The organism is Phycicoccus jejuensis (assembly GCF_044797865.1).
Classification (GTDB): Bacteria; Actinomycetota; Actinomycetes; order Actinomycetales; family Dermatophilaceae; genus Phycicoccus; species Phycicoccus jejuensis.
Genome location: NZ_CP085209.1, coordinates 3,512,235 through 3,531,534 on the forward strand (window position 1 = coordinate 3,512,235; position 19,300 = coordinate 3,531,534).

Below are 19,300 nucleotides of genomic sequence, written 5' to 3' on the forward strand. Positions count from 1 at the left end.
AGTAGGTACCTTCAGTCATGCGTTTCAACAGTCACGTCGACGCCGTGCTCGACACGACGGTCCGCCTCGTCAACGCGCTGACCCCGGGCACCGACGGCGGCCGCGAGCACCCGGCACCGCCCCGGGCCGCCCTGCGCGGCGCGGTCGTCGAGGCGGTCCGCTACGACGGCTACGACCCGCGCCCGTCGGCCCGGGACCTCGATGACCTGCTGCCGGAGGTCCACGCGGCCCGCGAGGTCGTCGAGCACCTCGACGCGGGGCGCGACGACGCCGCCGCCGACCTCGTCAACCGCATGCTGCGCCGGACGCAGGCCCACCCCGAGCTCGACCGCTCCCCCGACGGGCGCTGGGCCATCCACTTCCACGGCCCCGACACCTCCTTCGCGCGCGGGTGGTCCGCGGGCATCGCCGCCGGGCTCGCGATGGCGATCGGTGGCGACCTGGGCTCGCGGCTCGGGGTCTGCCGGGCGCCGGGCTGCGACCGCGTGTGGGTCGACCGCAGCCGCAACACCCACCGGCGCTTCTGCTCCACGCGCTGCCAGAACCGGGTCAAGGCCGCCGCGCACCGCCGACGCACCCGGCAGGGTTGAGCCGCGGCCGGTCCCGACCGGCGCTCACGACGCGAGGTCGTCGGCCGCCCGCAGCGGCGCCGGGAAGGGCCGCACCGCCGCCGGGGTGGCGACGAACGCCGCGACGAGCGGGACCCCGAGCCGGCGGCAGACGTCGAGGGCCATCTCGTGCCACGCGCGGTCGGTGTCGGTGAGCAGCACCGAGCCGTCGCGACCGCGGGCGAGCACCACCCCGCCGAGGTCGAGGGGCCGCAGCGCCTCGACGAGGCCGTCGCGCAGCTCCCAGGGGTCGTGCTCGTCCCCGGTGTCGCCGATGACGAGCGGCGTGCGCAGCCGCAGGGTGTCGTCGAGCAGGAGGAACCCGGCGCACCCGTCGACGCGGTCGGCGTGCGACACGACGAGGTCGACGACGTCGGCCGCGAGGAGCGGGTCGTCGAGGGGCAGGTCGGGCCAGGTCTCGGGCAGGTCGTCGAAGCTCATGCCTCGAGCGTGGCCGAAACCCACGCGAGCGCCGCGGGGTTTTCCACAGGGCCGTGCCCGTACCGTCGGTCCATGGCCCACGACTCCGTCGACGACGCGCACACCCGACCCGCCGGCACGAGCGACGCCACCGTCGCCGCCCTCGGCAAGCTCTCGGAGGCCCTCGAGGTCGTCGAGGAGGCCCGCGGGCACCTCTACGCCTTCCACCGCCGCTGCGGAACGGCCGACCTCACCCTCGGCGAGGCGGTCGACGCGCTGCGCGACGCCGGCCACACCGAGCTCGCCGACCGCGTCGAGACCGACCTCGTGGGCCGGAACGTCCTCGCCGGACGCTGGTCCTTCCAGGTCGTCGAGGAGTACGACGACGGGTACTACGCGACCTTCCGCGAGCACGAGCGGCGCGCCCGCGAGGAGCTGATGGAGGGCCGCCGGCACGTCTTCGAGGCGGAGATGAAGGAGGACCGCCGCACCGCGGGCCGCGCCGGCCACGCCGCCACCCCGGAGGACTCCTCGCGCGGCTGAGACACGCCCGTATCACCGCGGCCCACCCGGCGCTCCTCACCGCATGAGGACCATCACCCCGGGCATCGCCCGCGCCGTCACCCCGTCCGACTGGACCGCCGAGCAGCTCGCCCGCCGCGAGGCCCCGCCCCGGCAGCTGCACCTGCCGCGCATCCCGCGGCCGGCGGCGGCGCACCTGCCGCACCTCGGCGTCGCGCGGCACCGCACGCCCTGAGCCGCAGGGCGGCCCGACAGGTCAGTCGAAGACGACCGTCCGCGTCCCGTTGAGGAGGATGCGCGACTCGCAGTGCCACCGGACGGCCCGCGCGAGCACCCTCGACTCGACCTCCTCGCCGGCCCGGACGAGCGCCTCGGGCGTCATCCGGTGGTCGGCGCGCACGACGTCCTGCTCGATGATCGGCCCCTCGTCGAGGTCCGGCGTCACGTAGTGCGCGGTCGCCCCGACGAGCTTGACCCCCCTCTCGTGCGCCTGGTGGTAGGGCTTCGCGCCCTTGAACGAGGGCAGGAACGAGTGGTGGATGTTGATGACGCGCCCCTCGAGGTCGCGCGCCAGCGAGTCCGAGAGGACCTGCATGTAGCGGGCGAGGACGACGAGGTCGACGTCGTGCTCGGCGACGACCTCGAGCAGCCGCGCCTCGGCCTCGGCCTTGGTGTCGGCGGTCACGGGCACGTGGACGAACGGGATGCCGTAGGAGGCGACGAGCGGCTCGAGGTCGCGGTGGTTGGAGACCACGGCCGGCACGTCGAGGTTGAGCTGCCCGCTGCGCCACCGGAAGAGCAGGTCGTTGAGGCAGTGCCCGAAGCGGCTGACCATGAGCAGCGCACGGGTCGACGTGTGCGCGTCGCGCAGCGACCACTGCATCGCGAAGCGCTCGGCGACGGGGGCCAGCAGCTCCTGCCAGCGCTCGACGCCGCGGTCCTCCCCCGCCACGGACCACCGGATGCGCAGGAAGAACTGGTCGGTGCGCACGTCGTCGAACTGCTGGCTCTCCTCGATGTTGCCACCGTGCTCGAAGAGCAGGGTCGTGACCGCCGCGACGATGCCGGGTCGGTCGGGGCAGGACAGGAGCAGGACGTACTCGGGCACGGGTCCACCGTACGGAGGTCCGGGTCGGCGGCGCGTGCGCGTCCGCCGGGCCGGGTGCCGGTGCCGGGTGGGGTCCCAGACCGAGCTGGGCCGGATGGCCGGCGCCTTCGACGAGATGCTCGACGCCGTCGAGGGCGCCGAGGGCCGCGCCGTCGCCGCCGAGGCGCGGGTGCGCGACTTCGTGCTCGAGGCCGCGCACGAGCTGCGGACCCCCCTCGCGGGGGTGCAGGCCTCCGCCGAGGCGCTGCTGCTCGGGCGGCCGGAGCGCGAGGAGCAGGAGCGCCAGCTCGCCGGGGTCGTCCGCGAGTCGCAGCGCGCCGGCCGCCTCGCCGACGACCTCCTGCTCATGGCCCGGATCGACCGCGGGGTCGAGCTCGAGCGACGACCGGTCGACCTCCACGACCTCGCCGAGGACGTGGCGGCCTCCGCGGCGCGACGACCGGGCGCGGCGGTCACCGTCGGCACCGCGCACGGGCCGGCGCTCGTCGAGGCCGACCCCGACCGCGTCACGCAGGTCCTCACCAACCTCGTCGACAACGCCCGGCGCGCGGCCGGCCCCCGACGGCCGCGTGCACCTCGACGTCGGCCCCGGCGGACGCGTCGTCGTCGCCGACGACGGGCCGGGCGTGCCGCGCGCGGACCGCGAGCGCATCTTCGAGCGGCTCGTCCGCCTCGACGAGGCTCAGTGGGCGGCGCCGGCCCCCTGGACGAAGGCGATGACGGCGTCGGCGACCATCTGCACGGCGATGGCCGAGAGCAGCAGGCCGGCGATGCGGGTGAGCAGGACGATGCCGCTGTCCTTGAGGAGCCGGGCGAGCGGGGTCGCGAACCGGAAGACGACGAAGACCAGCCCGAGCGCGGCGACGAGCGCCACCGCGACGGCCACCACGCCGCCGGTGCCGTCGGCGTTCTGCACGGCGAGCATCGTCGCGACGATGGCGCCGGGGCCCGCGAGCAGCGGGGTGCCGAGCGGCACGAGGGCGACGTTGACCCCGGCGTCGGCGTGCTGCTCGGACTCGGCGCCGGTCAGCAGCTGGAGCGCGACGATGAGGAGCAGCAGCCCGCCGGACGCCTGCAGCGCGGGCAGCGAGATGTGCAGGTAGTCGAGGATCCGCTGGCCGAAGACCGCGAACGACGCGATGACGCCGAGCGCCACGAGGCTCGCGCGGCGGGCCGCCGAGACCTTCTGCTCCTTGGTGAGCGGGCCGGTCAGCGCGAGGAAGATCGGGATGGCGCCGGGTGGGTCGAGGATGACGACGAGGGTGACGAACGTCGTCGTGAAGGCGGAGACGTCGAACCAGCTCACGGCCGGACCACCTCGGCCCCGGTGGCCAGCGCCTCGATCCGCTCGAGCACCTCGGGCGTCGTCGTGCGCTCGCCGAGGCGGTTCTGCTTGCCGTCCCCGTGGTAGTCGCTGGAGCCCGTGACGACGACGTCGAGGGACGCGGCGAGGTCGACGAGGTGGCGCACCGCGTCGGGGTCGTGGTCGCGGTGGTGCGCCTCGATGCCGGCCATCCCGGCGGCGACCATCTCCTCGAGCAGCTCGTCCCCGACCGTGCCGGCCCGGGTGACCGACAGCGGGTGCGCGACCACCGGCACCCCACCGGCCGCCCGGACGACCTCGACGGCCCGCACGGGGTCCGGGGCGTAGTGGCCGACGTAGTAGGGGCCCCGGTCGGACAGCAGGTGGGCGAACGCCTCGTCGCGGTGGGCGACGGCGCCGGCCCGGACGAGGGCGTCGGCGATGTGCGGTCGCCCGGGGGTCGCCCCCTCCTCGACCTCGGCGCGCACCGACTCGACCGACACCGGCAGGCCGTCGGCGGCCATCCGGTCGACCATCCGGTCCAGGCGGGTCTCGCGGCTGTCACGCGCCTGCTCGAGCTCGGCGACGAGGGCCGGGTGCGTGCGGTCGGGCAGGTACGCCAGCAGGTGCACGGACCGGCGGCCGCGGGCGCAGGACACCTCGATGCCGGGCACGAGCGCGATGCCCAGGCGGCGGGCGGCCTCGGACGCCTCGGTCCATCCGAGGGTCGTGTCGTGGTCGGTCAGCGCGAGCGTCGTGAGGCCGGCCTCCACCGCGGAGGCCACGACCTGCGCCGGCGGCTGTGTGCCGTCGCTCGCGGTGGAGTGCGTGTGCAGGTCGATCACCCGCAGATGCTATCGGCGAGCGAAGACCCTCCCGACCGGGGCAACCTTTCCCCGGGTGCCGCCGTAGAGAGGGTGACACCGAGCACCAGGAGGATCCATGAGCACACGGGTGAGGGCCGAGCGCGACGCCGCGTTCACGGCCTTCGTCGAGCAGGCCTCGCCGTCGCTGCTGCGCACGGCGTGGCTCCTCACCGGCGACCACCACGCGGCCCACGAGCTCGTGCAGGCCGCCCTCGTCAAGACCTACGTCGCCTGGCCGCGGGTGCGTCCGGAGGGGGCGCTCGCGTACTCGCGCAAGATCCTCGTCAACGAACGGACCGACTCCTGGCGCCGACGCCGCGGCGAGGTCAGCGTCGGCGAGGTGCCCGAAGCGCCCGTGTCCGCATCGACGACGAGCGAGGACCGCGACCTCGTCGTCCGCCTCCTCGCGGGCCTGCCCGACCAGCAGCGACGTGTCGTCGTCCTGCGCTACTACACCGACCTCAGCGAGCAGGCCGTCGCCGACCTGCTCGACATCTCGCTCGGCTCCGTCAAGTCCGCCGCCTCGCGCGGGCTCGCCGCCCTGCGCACCCAGCTCACCACGACCGACGGGAGCACCCGATGAGCCACGACGTCTTCGAGGACGAGCTGCGCACGCTGCTGCGCGGCGCCACCGAGGCCGAGAACCCCGCGTTCCACGACATCGACACCACCGAGGTCCTCGGCAGCGGCCGCCGCGTCGTGCGCCGCCGCCGGATGGCCGCGGCCGGCGCCGCGCTCGCCACCGTCACGGTCGTCGGGATCGGCTCGTGGGCCGCGCTCGACGGGTCGTCGGACCGCGCGCTGGAGGTCCCGGCCACCCGCACCAGCGCTCCGGCGACGGGAGCGGTCACCGCGTTGCTCGAGCCGTTCGCCGACCTCTCGAGCAGCACCGACGGCCGGCCGCTCTCGATCCCGGGCCCCCAGCGGGTGGGGGTCCGGATCGCGCCCGACGCCACGCCCGACCTCGAGTACCTCGCGGTCGGCGCTGACGGCAGCACGTCGATGCTGGGCGGCTCGAGCCTCGACGGCATCCCGGCCCTCGCGTCGACCTGGGGCACCGCCGGCCCGGACGCGCACGTCCTCGTCGGGGTGCTCCCGGAGCAGGCGAAGGAGTTCCAGCTCGTCACCCCGATGTCCGACGAGGGCGGCCACGCCTCGACCTCGGTCCGAGCGCCCCTGGCCGGCACGGGCCGGCAGGCGTTCGCCGTGCGGTTCGAGGTGGCCGGCGACGCCGACACGGTCCAGCACCTCCTCTGGTGGGACGGTCGCGGGACGGTCCACGACGAGACCGGCGCCGTCGTGCCCGCGGTGACGCTCGATGACGCGGAGCGGACGGTCGTCTTCGTGTCCGAGGACCTCGACCGGATGGGCACCTTCTCGGCTGACGGGGGGCAGTCGATGATGGAGCTCGACGGCTCGCGCAACAGCAGCGGACGCCCGTTCCTGGGCACCGGCCGCGGCGAGGGCTCGCGCGTCGACTACCTGTTCGCCGCCGTCGTGCCCGCCGGGACGACGCCCGGCACCTTCACCGCCGCGACGGGCACCGAGGTGTCGGACCCGCTGACCGTCTCCCCGCTCGCCGGCACCGACCTCGCGATCCTCTGGACCCGCTACTCCGCACCGGAGGCCGCGAAGGGGTCGGGCTACCGGAGCATCACCTGGGACGAGGGAGGCCGCACGGTCACCGAGCGGCCCTGATCCCTCACGACTGCTGCGTGGCAGCCGGACCGGGCCAGTTCCGGTCCGGCTGCGGCGTCGGGCGGCCGGGCTGCTCGCCGCCGCGGGCGTCGAGGTAGGACTGCTTCGGGACCATCACCTTGCGCCGGAAGATGCAGACGACGGTGCCGTCCTGCTTGTAGCCGATCGTCTCGACGTGGACGACCCCGCGGTCGTCCTTGCTCGTGCTCTCCCACTTGTCGAGCACCGTCGTCTCGCCGTAGAGGGTGTCGCCGTGGAAGGTCGGCGCGACGTGCCGGAGGCTCTCGATCTCGAGGTTGGCGATGGCCTTGCCGCTGACGTCCGGCACCGACATCCCGAGGAGGATCGAGTAGACGTAGTTGCCGACGACGACGTTCTGCCCGAACTGCGTCGTCTCCTCGGCGTAGTGGCTGTCGAGGTGGAGCGGGTGGTGGTTCATCGTCAGCAGGCAGAACAGGTGGTCGTCGTACTCGGTCACCGTCTTGCCGGGCCAGTGCTTGTACGTCGCCCCGACCTCGAACTCCTCGTAGCTGCGCCCGAACTGCACGTCGATCTCCTTCGCTCCGGTGTCCCGGACATCCTCGCGCGAGCCCGCGACCGGCGGCAGCCCGCCGCGACGTGCCCTTCCCCACACCGGCGCAGCGACCCGCAGGCACCCGGCGCGGGGGCATCACCGGCCCACCCTGCTTCGTGACGGGGAAATCGGCTCAGGACACGGTTGTTGCCACGCCCGATGCCGACAACCCCGCCAGCGCCCGCCGGACCCGCGCGACGACCCGCTCGGGATGCGCCAGGTCGGCCCACGTGACGCGGACGACCGCGTACCCGAGCGCGCGCAGGCGGTCCTCCCGGCGCTTCTCGGCGACCAGCGCCTCACGTCCGTCCGTCCCGCCGTACTTCACGGCCCCGTCGAACTCGACGACGACGCGGTCCTCGACGAGGAGGTCGACCCGACCGACGAGACCGTCGTCGTCCCCGACCCACACCTGCGCCCGCAGCACGAACCCGGCGTCCACGAGGAACAGCCGGGTCAGCGTCTCGCCCGGCGACTCGGAGAGGGCGCTGCACCGAGCCATCACCGGCTCGGCGCGCAGGACCTGCGCCGGGCGCCCGGCCAACCGCCCGAGCGCCTCACCGAGCTGCTCTCGCGAGATGCGCCCGGAGTGCAGCGCGGCGTCGACCGGCACCATCCCCGCACGCACGCCCGACCGGACGACCACCTGCGCGAGGGCGAACGCGACGGGGACGCACCGGTAGCCGTCGGCGACGACGTGCTCGACGTCCTCCCGGGGGTGGACCCGCAGGCCCCCGGCCGAGCGCGTACGGGTCGACCCGCCGAGGACGTCGACGACGTCGAGCGCAAGGTCGACGAGCGGCAGCCCGTGGAGGGCGAGGGCCGACTGGTGCGAGGCCACGTCCTCCCCCCGGGTCCGGAGCACAGCCCGCGTCCGGAGGGCCAACCGTTGCTCGGGTCCCGCGTCCGTCCAGCACTCGCCGAGCACATAGGCGTCGCGGCGCACCCGCACCACGCCGCCCGCGGCCCTGGCTCGGCGCAGCGCCGTCTCCTCCACCCCGAGGCCCGTCGCCTCCGCGCTGGTGAACACCCCACCTCGGGCCAGCGCGAACGCCGTCAGTCGACCGTCCATCCCGAGATCGTGCTGGAACCGGTCGCCACAGCCGCGGACTTGTCCACAGGGTCCGGCGGGGACGGGGTTGTCGGCAGGGGGGCGGGACAACGACCCCGCCCGGCGCCGACAAGCCCGCCCGGAGCCTCGGTGGTCGAGGGTCGGGGGCTCTAGGGTCGGGTCATGGCGGACTTCATCGGCGCGGTCGACCAGGGCACGACGAGCACCCGGTTCATGGTGTTCGACCACGACGGGCGCGAGGTGGCCCGTCACCAGCTCGAGCACGAGCAGGTCCTCCCCCGCGCCGGATGGGTCGAGCACAACCCGCTCGAGATCTGGGACCGCACCCAGACCGCCATCGGCTCGGCCCTGACGAGCTCCGGTCTCTCGACCAGGGACCTCGCCGCGATCGGCATCACGAACCAGCGCGAGACGGCGATCGTCTGGGACAAGCGCACCGGCCGCCCGTTCCACAACGCGATCGTCTGGCAGGACACCCGCACCGCCGCGATCGCCCGCGCGCTCGACGCCGACGGCCGCGGCGACGTCATCCGCGAGAAGGCCGGGCTGCCGCCCGCCACCTACTTCAGCGCCGGCAAGGTCCAGTGGATGCTCGAGAACGTCGACGGCCTGCGCGCGGCCGCCGAGCGTGGGGACGCGCTCTTCGGCACCCCCGACACCTGGGTCGTCTGGAACCTCACCGGCGGCCCGGACGGCGGCCTGCACGTCACGGACGTGACGAACGCCAGCCGCACGATGCTCATGGACCTCACCACGCTCGACTGGGACGACGAGCTCCTCGGCTTCTTCGGCATCCCTCGTGCGATGCTGCCGACCATCAGCGCGAGCAGCCACGCGGAGGCGTTCGGGCGCACGGGCGACCGGCGCGGCACGAGCGCGGTGCCGATCACCGGGGTGCTCGGTGACCAGCAGGCGGCGACCGTCGGCCAGGTGTGCTTCGCGCCCGGTGAGGCCAAGAACACGTACGGGACGGGCAACTTCCTCCTGCTCAACACCGGCGAGGAGCTCGTGCGCAGCACGAACGGGCTCCTGACGACGGTCGCCTACCAGCTGGGCGACGCCAAGCCGGTGTACGCCCTCGAGGGCTCGATCGCGGTGACGGGCAGCGCGGTCCAGTGGCTGCGCGACCAGCTGGGCATCATCTCCGGCGCCTCCGAGGTCGAACGCCTCGCGGCCCAGGTCGAGGACTCCGGCGGCGTGTACTTCGTGCCGGCGTTCAGCGGCCTGTTCGCGCCCTACTGGCGCAGCGACGCCCGCGGCGCGATCGTCGGCCTGTCGCGCTTCAACACCAACGCGCACCTGGCGCGGGCGACGCTCGAGGCCATCTGCTACCAGTCGCGCGACGTCGCCGACGCGATGGTCGCGGACTCCGGTGTCGAGATGACGTGCCTCAAGGTCGACGGCGGCGTCACCGCGAACCGGTTGTGCATGCAGCTCCAGGCCGACGTCCTCGGGGTGCCGGTCAGCAAGCCGGTCGTCGCCGAGACGACCGCGCTCGGCGCTGCGTACGCGGCCGGCCTGGCGGTCGGGTTCTGGGCCGACACCGACGAGCTGCGGGCCAACTGGGCCGAGGACGAGCGGTGGGAGCCGACCTGGTCCGACGAGCAGCGGCGCGACGGCTACGCCGGGTGGCGCAAGGCCGTCGACCGCACCCTCGACTGGGTCGACGACTGAGAGTCGTTCTACGACAACGGCTCCGGGCCGCGGGCCAGCGACCGTCGCACGACCTTGCCGTTGGCCGTGCGCGGCAGCCGCCCGACGACCCGGACGGCGCGCGGGCACTTGTAGCGGGCCAGGTGCTCGGCGGCGAAGGCCAGCAGCACCTGCTCGTCCGGGTGCTCGTCCGCCGCCGGGACGACGAACGCCGTGATGATGCGCACGCCGTCGCGCACGGCCACCTCGGTCACCGCGACCTCGCCGACGGAGGGGTGGCGCGCCAGGACGGCCTCGACCTCGTGCGGCGAGACCCGGTACCCCATCGAGGTCATCACGTCGTCCGCCCGGCCGTGGTGGTGGACGTAGCCGTCGGCGTCGACGTGGACGAGGTCGCCGCTGACGAACCAGTCTCCGCGCCAGGCGGACCCGTCCTCGTCCGGACGCTGCCAGTAGCCGAGCATCAGCCCCGGGTCGCTGCGGTGCACCGCCAGCAGCCCCGCCTCGCCGACCGGCAACGGCTCCTCTCCACCCTCGACGGGCAGCACGGCGATACGCCGACCCGGCTGCGCGCGGCCGGGGCTGCCGGGCCGCACCGGGGTCGACGGTCCCGACGAGACGAACGTCGAGACCTCGCTCATCCCGAGCGCCTCGAACAGCTCGAGCCCGGTCCGTGCTCGCCACTCCTCCAGCAGGACCGGAGCCAGCGCCTCCCCCGCCGTGACGGCGTGCCGCAGCGAGCGCAGCGGACCGTCCGGAGCACCGAGCGGACCACCCGCGCACCGGGCCAGCAGCTGCCGGTAGACGCCCGGGACCGCCGCGAACACCGTTGCCGCGCAGTGCTCCACGAGGCGAGGCCACGCTGCCGGGTCGCGACGTCCGCTGTGGACGACCGCCGTGGCGCCGACCGCCCAGGGGTCCGTCAGCCCCACCCCGAGCGTGTAGGTCCACGTGAACGACCCGGCGTGGAGCACGACGTCCCCCGGGCCGATGCCGAGCCACCCGTCGTACATGGGCCGCCGGCCGAGCACCGACCGGTGCGCGTGCAGCACGCCCTTGGGCCGGCCGGTCGTCCCCGACGTGTAGACGAGGAACGCGGGGTCGTCGGCCTCCGTCGACGCCCAGTCCGCCCGAGCGCCACCGGCCCGCCACCGACCGAGGTCCTCCGGCCCCACCACCGGCAGCCCGGTGGACACCTCGAGGCCCGGCGCCACCGCGAGCGCGACCGCGCCGCAGTCGGCCGCGACGAACGCGACCTCCTCGGCGGTCAGCTGGTCCGAGGTCGGCACGGGCACGACACCCGCCGCCACCGCCCCGAAGAACGCGAGCGCGAAGTCGCTCGTGTCGCCGAGCCGCAGGACGAGCCGCTCCCCCGGCCGGATCCCGCTGCCCAGCAGCCCCGCCGCGACGGCGCGCACGGCGTCGGCCAGCTCCCCCCACGTCCACCGCTCCTCGCCCGCCGACGGGTCGTCGAGGTCGTGCGTGACGACGAGCCCGAGCCCGTCGGCCGGCCGGTGCGGCGCCGGGCCGAGGCACGCGCGGGCGAGGTTGACGGGCGGCAGCCGCGGCGTCATCGACGCTCGAGCTGCACCGGGGGCCCGTGGTGGTCGCAGGTGCCGAGGAGGACCCCGTCGAGCTCGATGCGCGGCATCCGCGGCAGGGGCCGTGCGACGGCCGACTCCCAGACCGCCCACGGGGTCTCCATCGACACGTGGGCGAGCGGCATGCGGCCCCGGGCGTCCACCATGGCGGACTCCACCGCCCGGGCCTCCTCGACCGCCCAGTAGACCCGGGTCACCGAGTGCCACACGACCGTCAGCACCCCCTCCGCCGGGGCGGCGGCCAGCTGCTCGGCGAGCCACGCACCGGCCGGCGCGGCGTCGACGGTGACGGGGTGCCGGCGCATCGCCTCGAGGGCCCCGTCGAACCGCAGGTGGCGGTCGAGCATCCACGGCCAGACGAAGGAGCGCATGTACGCCTCTCCCTCCTCCGTCGAGACGTCGACCGGTGCGAGGTCGCACCCGCGCCGCTCGACGACCTCGAACGGCTGCGGGTCGAACCCCGCTGCGCCACAGGCGTCGATGACGAGGGGGGCGTCCTCGGGGCCTGCGCTCCAGCCGTCGCCCTCGAACCGGTACCGGTCGACCTGCAGACCCATCCCCGCCGACGCCCCGAGCTCGAGCAGCCGGACGTTGCGCAGACCGGTCCGCCGCACGGCCTCCGAGATGCCGACGAGCAGCGCCACGGCCCGACCGGGCTCGTTGGTCTGCGGCGCGTCGTCGAGACTGTCCCTCAGCTCGACGACGTGCGCGGCGAGCACCGGCCGGACGGCCGCCCAGGCCTCCTCGGGGTCGGCGTCACCGCCGAGCACCGGGTAGAACGGCACGAGCTGCGGGGCGTCGCCGCGCAGGACGATGCGGAAGAGCCCGGCGAGCAGGCGCAGCTGGACGAACTGGCGCGCCTCCGAGTGCTCCCAGCCCTCGAAGATCTCGCGGGTGACGCCCTCGTCCTCCCAGTCGTCGGCCATCTCGGCGAGGAGCACCCCGTAGAGGTGGTCACGGTGGCCGAAGTGCTCGCGGAACCGGTCCGCCAGGGTCTGTCCGGCGCCGGTCCCGTGGCCGTGCGCCGCCTGCTCTGCTGTCACCGGCAGAGTGTCGCAACGTGCGCTCCGACGCCGCAAACGCTGCGCCACGGGTCGGGCGGCCGGGCGGCCGTGGCAGCATGGGGTGGGTGAGCGAGGAGCAGAAGCAGGCCGACAACCGCGCCCGGGCGACCACCGACGAGCTGCGGGCGTTCATCCGCGAGGACTGGGCGCCGCGTCGCCCGACCGTCACGGGCCCCTCGCCCGCCGCGGCCCCGGCCGCCGCGCGCCGCGCCGTGCTGAGCGCGGCCTACCCGAAGCAGCGGCTGGTCGTCCCCGCGGGCGGGCTCAAGGTCCGCAGCAACGACACCGACTACGTCTTCCGCCCGCACACCGCCTTCGCCTACCTCACCGGCCTCGGGGCCGACCGCGAGCCGGACGCCGTGCTCGTCCTCGAGCCGCTCGAGGACGGCGGCCACGAGGCGGTCCTGTACTTCCGCCCGCTCGCCGACCGCGACAGCGACGAGTTCTTCGCCGACGCCCGCTACGGCGAGTTCTGGGTCGGCGCCCGGCCGACCCTCGAGGACGTCGAGCTCGAGCTCGGCCTCACCGCGCGGCACGTCGACGGTCTCGTCGACGCCGTCGCCAAGGACGCCGGCGAGGTCACCGTCCGCGTCGTCCGCGACGCCGACCACGAGCTGACCGGCCGCCTCGACGCCGCCCGCGTCGCGAACGGCGCCGCCGAGGAGGGCCTGCAGGAGTCCGACGACGCCCTCGCCCACGAGGTCTCCCTCATGCGCCTGTGCAAGGACGACTACGAGGTCGAGCAGATGCGCGAGGCGGTCGCGGCCACCCACGCGGGCTTCGAGGCGATGATCGCCGCGCTCCCCGACGCCGTCGGCGACCCCCGCGGCGAGCGCCGGCTCGAGGGCACCTTCGGGCTGACCGCCCGCCACCGCGGCAACGGGGTCGGCTACGACTCCATCTGCGCCGCCGGCGACCACGCGAACACGCTGCACTGGATCAAGAACACCGGCGAGGTCACCGCCGGCGAGCTCGTGCTCATCGACGCCGGCGTCGAGGTCGACAGCCTCTACACCGCCGACATCACCCGCACCCTCCCCGTCGACGGCACCTACACCGACGCCCAGCGCGAGATCTACGACGCCGTGTACGCCGCGCAGCAGGCGGGCATCGCCGCCGTCAAGCCGGGCAACAAGTTCTCCGACGTCCACGCCGCGGCCATCCGCGTCATCGCCGAGCACCTGCACGCCTGGGGCCTGCTCCCCGAGGGCGTCTCGGTCGAGGACAGCCTCGACAAGGAGCACGGCCAGTACCACCGCCGCTGGATGGTGCACGGTACCTCGCACCACCTCGGCCTCGACGTCCACGACTGCGCCCTCGCGACCCGCGAGGAGTACATGGACGCCGAGCTGCGTCCCGGGATGGTCCTCACCGTCGAGCCCGGCCTCTACTTCAAGGCCGACGACCTCAAGGCGCCCGAGCGCTTCCGCGGCATCGGCGTGCGCATCGAGGACGACGTGCTCGTCACCGAGGACGGCTGCGAGAACCTGTCGGACGCGATGCCGCGCAGCTCGGCGGACGTCGAGGCCTGGGTCAGGCGCGTCCAGGGCCGTTGACCCGGTCCCCGGCCCACGTGAGGTCGTCGGTCACCGCGACGTCGTAGGTCTCGAGCACCGGGTCGGCCCGCAGGGCGTCGGCGACGTCGTCGTCGCACGCCACGAGGGTGAAGTCCCAGTCGATCTCGGTCGCCACGCACCACGACCGGTCGGCCGGCCAGACGTAGTTCGCGCTCTGGTCCCAGGGGGCGGCGATGCCCGGCCACTCGGTGACCGCCTGGCGCGGGCCGGTGAAGAGGGCGTAGTCGCGCAGGTTGCCGACGAGCAGCGGGTCCGGCGGGTCGACCCATCCGAAGCCGCTCCACACGCCGTGCACGACATCACCCCTTGCGGGACAGTGCCGCAGCACTATCTCCAGCGTCGCGGCCGGGATGCTCCCCTCCTCCGGGTCGATGTCCCCCGACCGCCCGTCGACGACGTGGTCGGCGATGGACCGCCACTGCACCAGCGGGTGCATCGTGCGACCGGTGCGCGCCGCGACCGCGGCCCAGGTTGCGCCGTCCGTCCCGACCGGGTGCAGCACCCGCACGACTCGCGCGAAGCCCGACGGCACGACGGACCCGGCCGTTCCGAACCGGTCCTCCCGACGGTCCAGCCGGTCCACGAGCCAGGAGCCGACCGAGACGTCGGTCAACCGGCGCACGACGGCCACGGCGTCAGCGTCGGTCGATGACGACCTGCGCGGTCCACGCGTGCTCGACGCCGGCCGCCTCTCCCCCGCCGCCGAGGATCATCTGGAGCAGCTCGCGCGGGGACGGGAAGTCGTCGGGCAACGCCGCGTTGTAGGCCGCGTGCGCCTCGAGCGAGTGCACGGACGCCTCGAAGTGCTCGCCCGACACGTCGACGGCGTGCGTCGGCGAGGGCGACCCCGCGACGGCGACGACCTTCACGCCGGCCCACGGCTCGAGGCCCTCGTCGAGCAGGTCGCGGTGCAGCCACCGGTTACCGGCGTCGGCCACGGCGTCGAGCGTCGCGAGCCCGACCGCGCGGTGGTCGGCCTGGTTGACCATGTTCGGCCCGAAGAACTCCGCCCAGGTCTGGCCGACGACGAGGTCGGGCCGGTGCCGCCGGATGGCCGCGGCGATCTCACGCCGCAGCGGCACCCCGGCCTCGATGGCGCCGTCGGCCCGGCCGGCGAACTCGACGACGTCGACCCCGACCCGGCGGGCGCTCTCGCGCTCCTCGGCCTCCCGCACCGGACCGGCCTCCTCGGGCGACATCGTGTCGATGCCGGCCTCGCCGCGAGTCAGGAGGAAGTACGCGACGTGCGCCCCCTCGCCCACCCAGCGGTGCACGGCCGCGGCCGTGCCGTACTCGATGTCGTCCGGGTGCGCCACGACGCAGAGGACGGAGCGGAAGGGACCCTCGAGGGGTACGAGGTCGGGACGGTCGTCGGCCATGGGCCGAGGCTACGCGCGCCCGACCCGCCGCGTCAGGCCTGCGGCGGCTGCTGCGGCTGCGCGGGGTGCTCGGTCGCGAGCCGGGCCCGCTCGGCCTCCTGCGCCTGGCGCACCTGCTCCTGCGCGGCCTTCATCGGGTCCATCTGGGCGAGCAGCTCGCGGCCGCGGGTCACGTGGCGGTGCTCGACGAGGACCTCGTACTTGGCGGCGACGACCTGGCTGACCGAGGTGAAGTCGCGCTGGCCGCGGGTCAGCCGGTAGCCGAACCAGGCCCACACCATCCCGAAGACGGCACCGAAGAGGACCGTCGAGATGATCGAGACGATGTTGAAGCCGCTCGGGTCGAAGACCGCGAAGATCGTCCCGACGAACAGACCGAGCCACATGCCCGACAGGGCGCCGGCGCCGACGACGCGGCCCTGGGTGAGCCGGCCCGTGACGCGCTCGATCTGCTTGAGGTCGGTGCCGACGATCATCACGTCCTGGACCGGGAACTCGTGGTCGGACAGGTAGTCGACGGCCTTCTGCGCCTCCTCGTAGGTGTCGTGGACCCCGAGGCTCATCGGGTACTCCAGCGACAGGGCGGCGCGCAGGCCCGGGCGCATCGGCTGGGTGCTCATGCCCCCAGTGTGTCACCGCCCGCTGGACGCCGGCTGGACGCCTGCTGGGCGGAACCGCCGGTGCCGAGGGTCAGCGGGCCTTGTAGTCCTCGAGGAGGCGGCGGCCGATGATCATCTTCTGGATCTCGGCCGTGCCCTCGCCGATGAGCAGCATCGGCGCCTCGCGGTAGAGGCGCTCGATCTCGTACTCCTTGGAGTAGCCGTAGCCGCCGTGGATGCGGAAGGACTGCTCGACGACGTCGGCGCAGTTCTCGGCGGCGAGGTACTTGGCCATGCCCGCCTCGAGGTCGTTGCGCTGGCCGGCGTCCTTGAGCCGCGCGGCCTTGACCATCATCTGGTGGCTCGCCTCGACCTTGGTCGCCATGTCGGCGAGGCGGAAGAGGATGCCTTGGTGCTCGGCGATCTTCTTGCCGAACGTCTCGCGCTGCTGGCTGTAGGCGATGCCGAGCTCGAACGCCCGCCGCGAGAGGCCGCAGGCGCGGGCGGCGACGTTGACGCGGCCCACCTCGACGCCGTCCATCATCTGGTAGAAGCCCCGGCCCGGGACCCCGCCGAGGACCTGCGCGTCGGTCGTGCGGTGGCCCTGGAAGACGAGCTCGGTCGTGTCGACGCCCTTGTAGCCCATCTTGTCGATCTTGCCGGGCACCGTGACGCCCTGCGCGGTCTCGCCGAAGCCGGACTCCTTCTCGACGAGGAAGGTCGTCATGTTCTTGTACGGGCTCGTGGACTCCCCGAGGTCGGTCCTGACGAGCACCGCGACGAGGTTGCTCGAGCCGCCGTTGGTCAGCCACATCTTCTGGCCGTCGATGGTCCAGCCGCCTTCCTCGCCCCGGACCGCCTTGGTGCGGATGGCGGCGACGTCCGAGCCGAGGCCCGGCTCGCTCATCGAGAACGCCCCGCGCACCTCGCCGGTCGCCATCCGCGGCAGGTAGCGCTGCTTCTGCTCCTCGGTGCCGTGCTGGAGCAGCATGTACGCGACGATGAAGTGGGTGTTGATGATGCCGCTGACGCTCATCCAGCCGCGGGCGATCTCCTCGACGACGAGCGCGTAGGTGAGCAGGCTCTCGCCGAGGCCGCCGTACTCCTCGGGGATCATCAGCCCGAAGATCCCCATCTCCTTCATGCCCTCCACGATCTGCGTCGGGTACTCGTCCTTGTGCTCCAGCTCGGTGGCGACGGGGAGGATCTGCTCGTCGACGAACTCGCGGACCAGCTTGATGAGCTCGTGCTGCTCCTCGGTGAGACCGTCGGTGGTCTGGAGTCGGGACATGCGCGGATCGCCGCCTTCGCGTGGGTCGGTGGTGTCGCGGATCAGTGTGCCTGCGGCAGCAGCGCCCCGGAACGCCCGTCGACTGTGAGTCCCCCCACCGTGTGACGCCGCCCACGCCCCGGCCGCCGGGAAAAGGAGTGGCGCCGTCGGGGACGGCTGCCCCACGCTGGGGTCCGAGCGCGCACCCCGCGTGCTCCCGCACGACGAAGGAGGCCGACATGTCCACGACTGTCCCGGGCCGCACCCCGGCCCCGATCCCCTTCCTCGCACAGGAGCACTCCGTTGGCACACATGCCGTTCCACCTGCCGCAGAAGCAGGCAGCCTTCTCCACCGACACCTCCCCTGACGCCCCGCCCGAGGGCGAGCGCTGGTCCTCCTGGGACGGCGCGACCCACGGGCCGAAGCCCCGCCCGGGCTGGGTCGTCACCGCGCTCGGCGCCGTCGACGCCGACCTCGGCGTCCTCAAGACCGGCAAGGAGGCCGACGTCCACGTCGTGCGCCGCTGGGTCCCGGGCTCCGGCACCGTCTCGACGATGGCCGCCAAGCGCTACCGCAGCGGCGACCACCGCCTCTTCCACCGCGACGCCGGCTACCTCGAGGGACGCCGGGTCCGCAAGAGCCGCGAGGCGCGCGCGATGGCCCGGCGCACCGACTTCGGCAAGCAGGTGATCGCCGGGCAGTGGGCGGCCGCCGAGTTCGCCGCGCTCGGCTCCCTCTGGGAGCTCGGCCTGCCGGTCCCCTACCCCGTCCAGCTCGACGAGTCCGAGATGCTCATGGAGTTCGTCGGCAGCACCGACGGCCCGACGCCGGTCGCGGCGCCGCGCCTGGTCCAGACGCGCCCCGAGCCCGCGCTGCTGCGCGACCTCTACGAGCAGCTGCGGTCGGTGATGCTCACGCTCGCCCACCACGGCTGGACGCACGGCGACCTCAGCCCGTACAACGTCCTCGTCCACGACGAGCGCCTCGTGCTCATCGACTGGCCGCAGGTCGTCGACGTCATCGGCAACCCGCAGGGCTTCGAGTTCCTCGAGCGCGACGCGCTGACGATGGTCACGTGGTTCGCCCGGCGCGGGCTCGAGGTCGACGCGGGCGAGCTCGTCGGCGACCTCGTCGCGGAGGCGACGGCGCGGTTCTGACACCTCCCACTGCCCCCGCCCTAGCCTGACGTTGTGCCCAGCCCGCCCCGCCGCCAGGTCGTGGCCGGGGCCGTGTCGGCCGCGGCGCTGGCGCTGGCGGGTTGCTCGGCCGGTGGCGTCGAGGTCCGCCGCGGCACCCTGCGCTCGCGCCACGTGCCGGGGCGCGACCTCCCGTGGGTCCTCGCGATGCCGCACGACCGGTCGGTGCTGCGCGCCCCCGTCGTCGTCCTCCACGGCAAGGGCGGGCACGGCGAGCAGGCCCTCGACCTCCTCCACCTCGACGACCACGTCGCCGCCACGGGGCTGGCGGTCGCCGCGGTGGACGGCGGCAACGGGTACTGGCACCGGCGCGACGACGGCACGGACTCCGGCGCGATGGTCACCGACGACTTCCTCCCCCTCGTCGCCGAGGAGTACGGCGCGACCGACCGGGTCGCGTTCCTCGGCTGGTCGATGGGCGGCTACGGCTCGCTGCTCCTCGCCGGCGAGCTCGGGCCGGGGCGCGTCGCGGCCGTCGCGCCGATGAGCGCGGCGCTGTGGACCTCGCCGGGCGCGTCGGCCCCCGGCGCCTTCGACGACCGCGAGGACTTCGAGCAGCACGACGTCTTCGCCGCGTCCCGCCGCCGGGTCCTCGGGCGCATCCCCGTGCGCATGGCCTGCGGGCGCGAGGACCCCTTCGCCGCGGCGAACCGGGCCTTCGGGCAGGTCCTCCCGTCGGCGCGCGTGACCATCGACGACGGCGGGCACACCGGTGACTACTGGCGCGACCACGGCGGTCCGCAGCTGCGCTGGATCCGCTCGGTGCTCGACGGGGGTGCGAGCGCCTAG

Annotated in this window: 21 protein-coding genes and 1 pseudogene; 10 read left to right on the plus strand and 12 right to left on the minus strand. The window is 74.1% G+C overall.

Going from position 1 to position 19,300, the window contains the following annotated elements; genetic code table 11:
* Positions 1-17 precede the first annotated feature (17 nt).
* Positions 18-590 (plus strand): CGNR zinc finger domain-containing protein, encoded by a 573-nt coding sequence (locus LG324_RS16660; RefSeq protein WP_207025323.1) that lies wholly within the window; start codon positions 18-20, stop codon positions 588-590.
* Positions 591-614: 24 nt separating this feature from the next.
* Here the strand turns inward: LG324_RS16660 and LG324_RS16665 are convergent, their stop codons facing one another.
* Positions 615-1,049 carry a hypothetical protein gene (locus LG324_RS16665; protein ID WP_030529586.1) on the minus strand — a complete coding sequence of 145 codons (435 nt, stop codon included), beginning with the start codon at positions 1,047-1,049 and terminating at the stop codon, positions 615-617.
* Positions 1,050-1,121: 72 nt separating this feature from the next.
* Here LG324_RS16665 and LG324_RS16670 point away from each other — a divergent pair, with 72 nt between their 5' ends.
* Both LG324_RS16670 and LG324_RS16675 read left to right on the plus strand, forming a co-directional pair.
* Complete coding sequence (locus tag LG324_RS16670) at positions 1,122-1,571, plus strand: hypothetical protein (protein WP_030529585.1); 450 nt, start codon at positions 1,122-1,124, stop codon at positions 1,569-1,571.
* A 43-nt stretch (positions 1,572-1,614) separates the two neighbouring features.
* The gene (locus tag LG324_RS16675) at positions 1,615-1,785 is read left to right on the plus strand and encodes a hypothetical protein (protein ID WP_157577715.1); all 171 of its coding nucleotides are present in this window, start codon (positions 1,615-1,617) and stop codon (positions 1,783-1,785) included.
* Between the two features lie 21 nt (positions 1,786-1,806).
* Here the strand turns inward: LG324_RS16675 and purU are convergent, their stop codons facing one another.
* A complete protein-coding gene (gene purU, locus LG324_RS16680; RefSeq protein ID WP_404349728.1) occupies positions 1,807-2,658 on the minus strand; it encodes a formyltetrahydrofolate deformylase in 852 nt (283 codons plus the stop codon).
* A 115-nt stretch (positions 2,659-2,773) separates the two neighbouring features.
* Here purU and LG324_RS16685 point away from each other — a divergent pair.
* Positions 2,774-3,013 (plus strand): annotated as a pseudogene (locus LG324_RS16685) (histidine kinase dimerization/phospho-acceptor domain-containing protein); the annotation flags it as partial.
* Between the two features lie 327 nt (positions 3,014-3,340).
* On the opposite strand, the gene LG324_RS16690 reads toward LG324_RS16685, so the two are convergent.
* Together LG324_RS16690 and LG324_RS16695 are read right to left on the minus strand one after the other, a co-directional pair.
* Complete coding sequence (locus LG324_RS16690; RefSeq protein WP_207025319.1) at positions 3,341-3,964, minus strand: MarC family protein; 624 nt, start codon at positions 3,962-3,964, stop codon at positions 3,341-3,343.
* Positions 3,961-4,806 carry a PHP domain-containing protein gene (locus LG324_RS16695; RefSeq protein ID WP_030529581.1) on the minus strand — a complete coding sequence of 282 codons (846 nt, stop codon included), beginning with the start codon at positions 4,804-4,806 and terminating at the stop codon, positions 3,961-3,963. Before LG324_RS16695 ends, LG324_RS16690 begins: the two co-directional genes overlap by 4 nt.
* Positions 4,807-4,903: 97 nt before the next feature.
* Here LG324_RS16695 and LG324_RS16700 point away from each other — a divergent pair, with 97 nt between their 5' ends.
* On the plus strand, positions 4,904-5,410 hold the full coding sequence (locus LG324_RS16700) for a SigE family RNA polymerase sigma factor (protein WP_030529580.1): 507 nt from the start codon (positions 4,904-4,906) through the stop codon (positions 5,408-5,410).
* The gene (locus tag LG324_RS16705; protein WP_404349732.1) at positions 5,407-6,525 is read left to right on the plus strand and encodes a hypothetical protein; all 1,119 of its coding nucleotides are present in this window, start codon (positions 5,407-5,409) and stop codon (positions 6,523-6,525) included. The genes LG324_RS16700 and LG324_RS16705 overlap by 4 nt, the downstream gene beginning before the upstream one ends.
* A 4-nt stretch (positions 6,526-6,529) precedes the next feature.
* Here the strand turns inward: LG324_RS16705 and LG324_RS16710 are convergent, their stop codons facing one another.
* Both LG324_RS16710 and LG324_RS16715 read right to left on the minus strand, forming a co-directional pair.
* Entirely contained in the window at positions 6,530-7,072 is a 543-nt protein-coding gene (locus tag LG324_RS16710; RefSeq protein ID WP_404349735.1) for a MaoC family dehydratase, read from the minus strand.
* A 160-nt stretch (positions 7,073-7,232) separates the two neighbouring features.
* A complete protein-coding gene (locus LG324_RS16715) occupies positions 7,233-8,171 on the minus strand; it encodes a type IV toxin-antitoxin system AbiEi family antitoxin domain-containing protein (protein ID WP_404349737.1) in 939 nt (312 codons plus the stop codon).
* A 162-nt stretch (positions 8,172-8,333) separates the two neighbouring features.
* On the opposite strand from LG324_RS16715, the gene glpK reads away from it, so the two are divergent.
* Entirely contained in the window at positions 8,334-9,845 is a 1,512-nt protein-coding gene (gene glpK, locus LG324_RS16720) for a glycerol kinase GlpK (protein ID WP_207025313.1), read from the plus strand.
* An 8-nt stretch (positions 9,846-9,853) separates the two neighbouring features.
* On the opposite strand, the gene LG324_RS16725 is transcribed toward glpK, so the two are convergent.
* Both LG324_RS16725 and LG324_RS16730 read right to left on the minus strand, forming a co-directional pair.
* Entirely contained in the window at positions 9,854-11,398 is a 1,545-nt protein-coding gene (locus LG324_RS16725) for a class I adenylate-forming enzyme family protein (RefSeq protein WP_404349739.1), read from the minus strand.
* Positions 11,395-12,468 (minus strand): DUF2332 domain-containing protein, encoded by a 1,074-nt coding sequence (locus tag LG324_RS16730; RefSeq protein ID WP_404349742.1) that lies wholly within the window; start codon positions 12,466-12,468, stop codon positions 11,395-11,397. Before LG324_RS16730 ends, LG324_RS16725 begins: the two co-directional genes overlap by 4 nt.
* 86 nt (positions 12,469-12,554) lie before the next feature.
* Here LG324_RS16730 and LG324_RS16735 point away from each other — a divergent pair, with 86 nt between their 5' ends.
* Positions 12,555-14,045 (plus strand): aminopeptidase P family protein, encoded by a 1,491-nt coding sequence (locus LG324_RS16735; protein ID WP_404349745.1) that lies wholly within the window; start codon positions 12,555-12,557, stop codon positions 14,043-14,045.
* Here the strand turns inward: LG324_RS16735 and LG324_RS16740 are convergent.
* The 4 genes from LG324_RS16740 to LG324_RS16755 all read right to left on the minus strand — a co-directional run bounded on the left by LG324_RS16740 (position 14,023) and on the right by LG324_RS16755 (position 17,335).
* Positions 14,023-14,697: a hypothetical protein gene (locus LG324_RS16740; RefSeq protein WP_404349747.1), complete on the minus strand. Its 675-nt coding sequence runs from the start codon at positions 14,695-14,697 to the stop codon at positions 14,023-14,025. The two genes, LG324_RS16735 and LG324_RS16740, sit on opposite strands and share 23 nt — an antisense overlap.
* A gap of 4 nt (positions 14,698-14,701) precedes the next feature.
* Entirely contained in the window at positions 14,702-15,445 is a 744-nt protein-coding gene (locus tag LG324_RS16745; protein ID WP_404349749.1) for a PIG-L deacetylase family protein, read from the minus strand.
* A 32-nt stretch (positions 15,446-15,477) separates the two neighbouring features.
* The gene (locus LG324_RS16750) at positions 15,478-16,065 is read right to left on the minus strand and encodes a general stress protein (protein ID WP_404349752.1); all 588 of its coding nucleotides are present in this window, start codon (positions 16,063-16,065) and stop codon (positions 15,478-15,480) included.
* Positions 16,066-16,135: 70 nt separating this feature from the next.
* Positions 16,136-17,335: an acyl-CoA dehydrogenase family protein gene (locus tag LG324_RS16755; RefSeq protein ID WP_404349754.1), complete on the minus strand. Its 1,200-nt coding sequence runs from the start codon at positions 17,333-17,335 to the stop codon at positions 16,136-16,138.
* Positions 17,336-17,626: 291 nt separating this feature from the next.
* On the opposite strand from LG324_RS16755, the gene LG324_RS16760 reads away from it, so the two are divergent.
* Entirely contained in the window at positions 17,627-18,472 is an 846-nt protein-coding gene (locus tag LG324_RS16760) for a serine protein kinase RIO (protein WP_404353157.1), read from the plus strand.
* A 33-nt stretch (positions 18,473-18,505) separates the two neighbouring features.
* A complete protein-coding gene (locus tag LG324_RS16765) occupies positions 18,506-19,300 on the plus strand; it encodes an alpha/beta hydrolase (RefSeq protein WP_404349757.1) in 795 nt (264 codons plus the stop codon).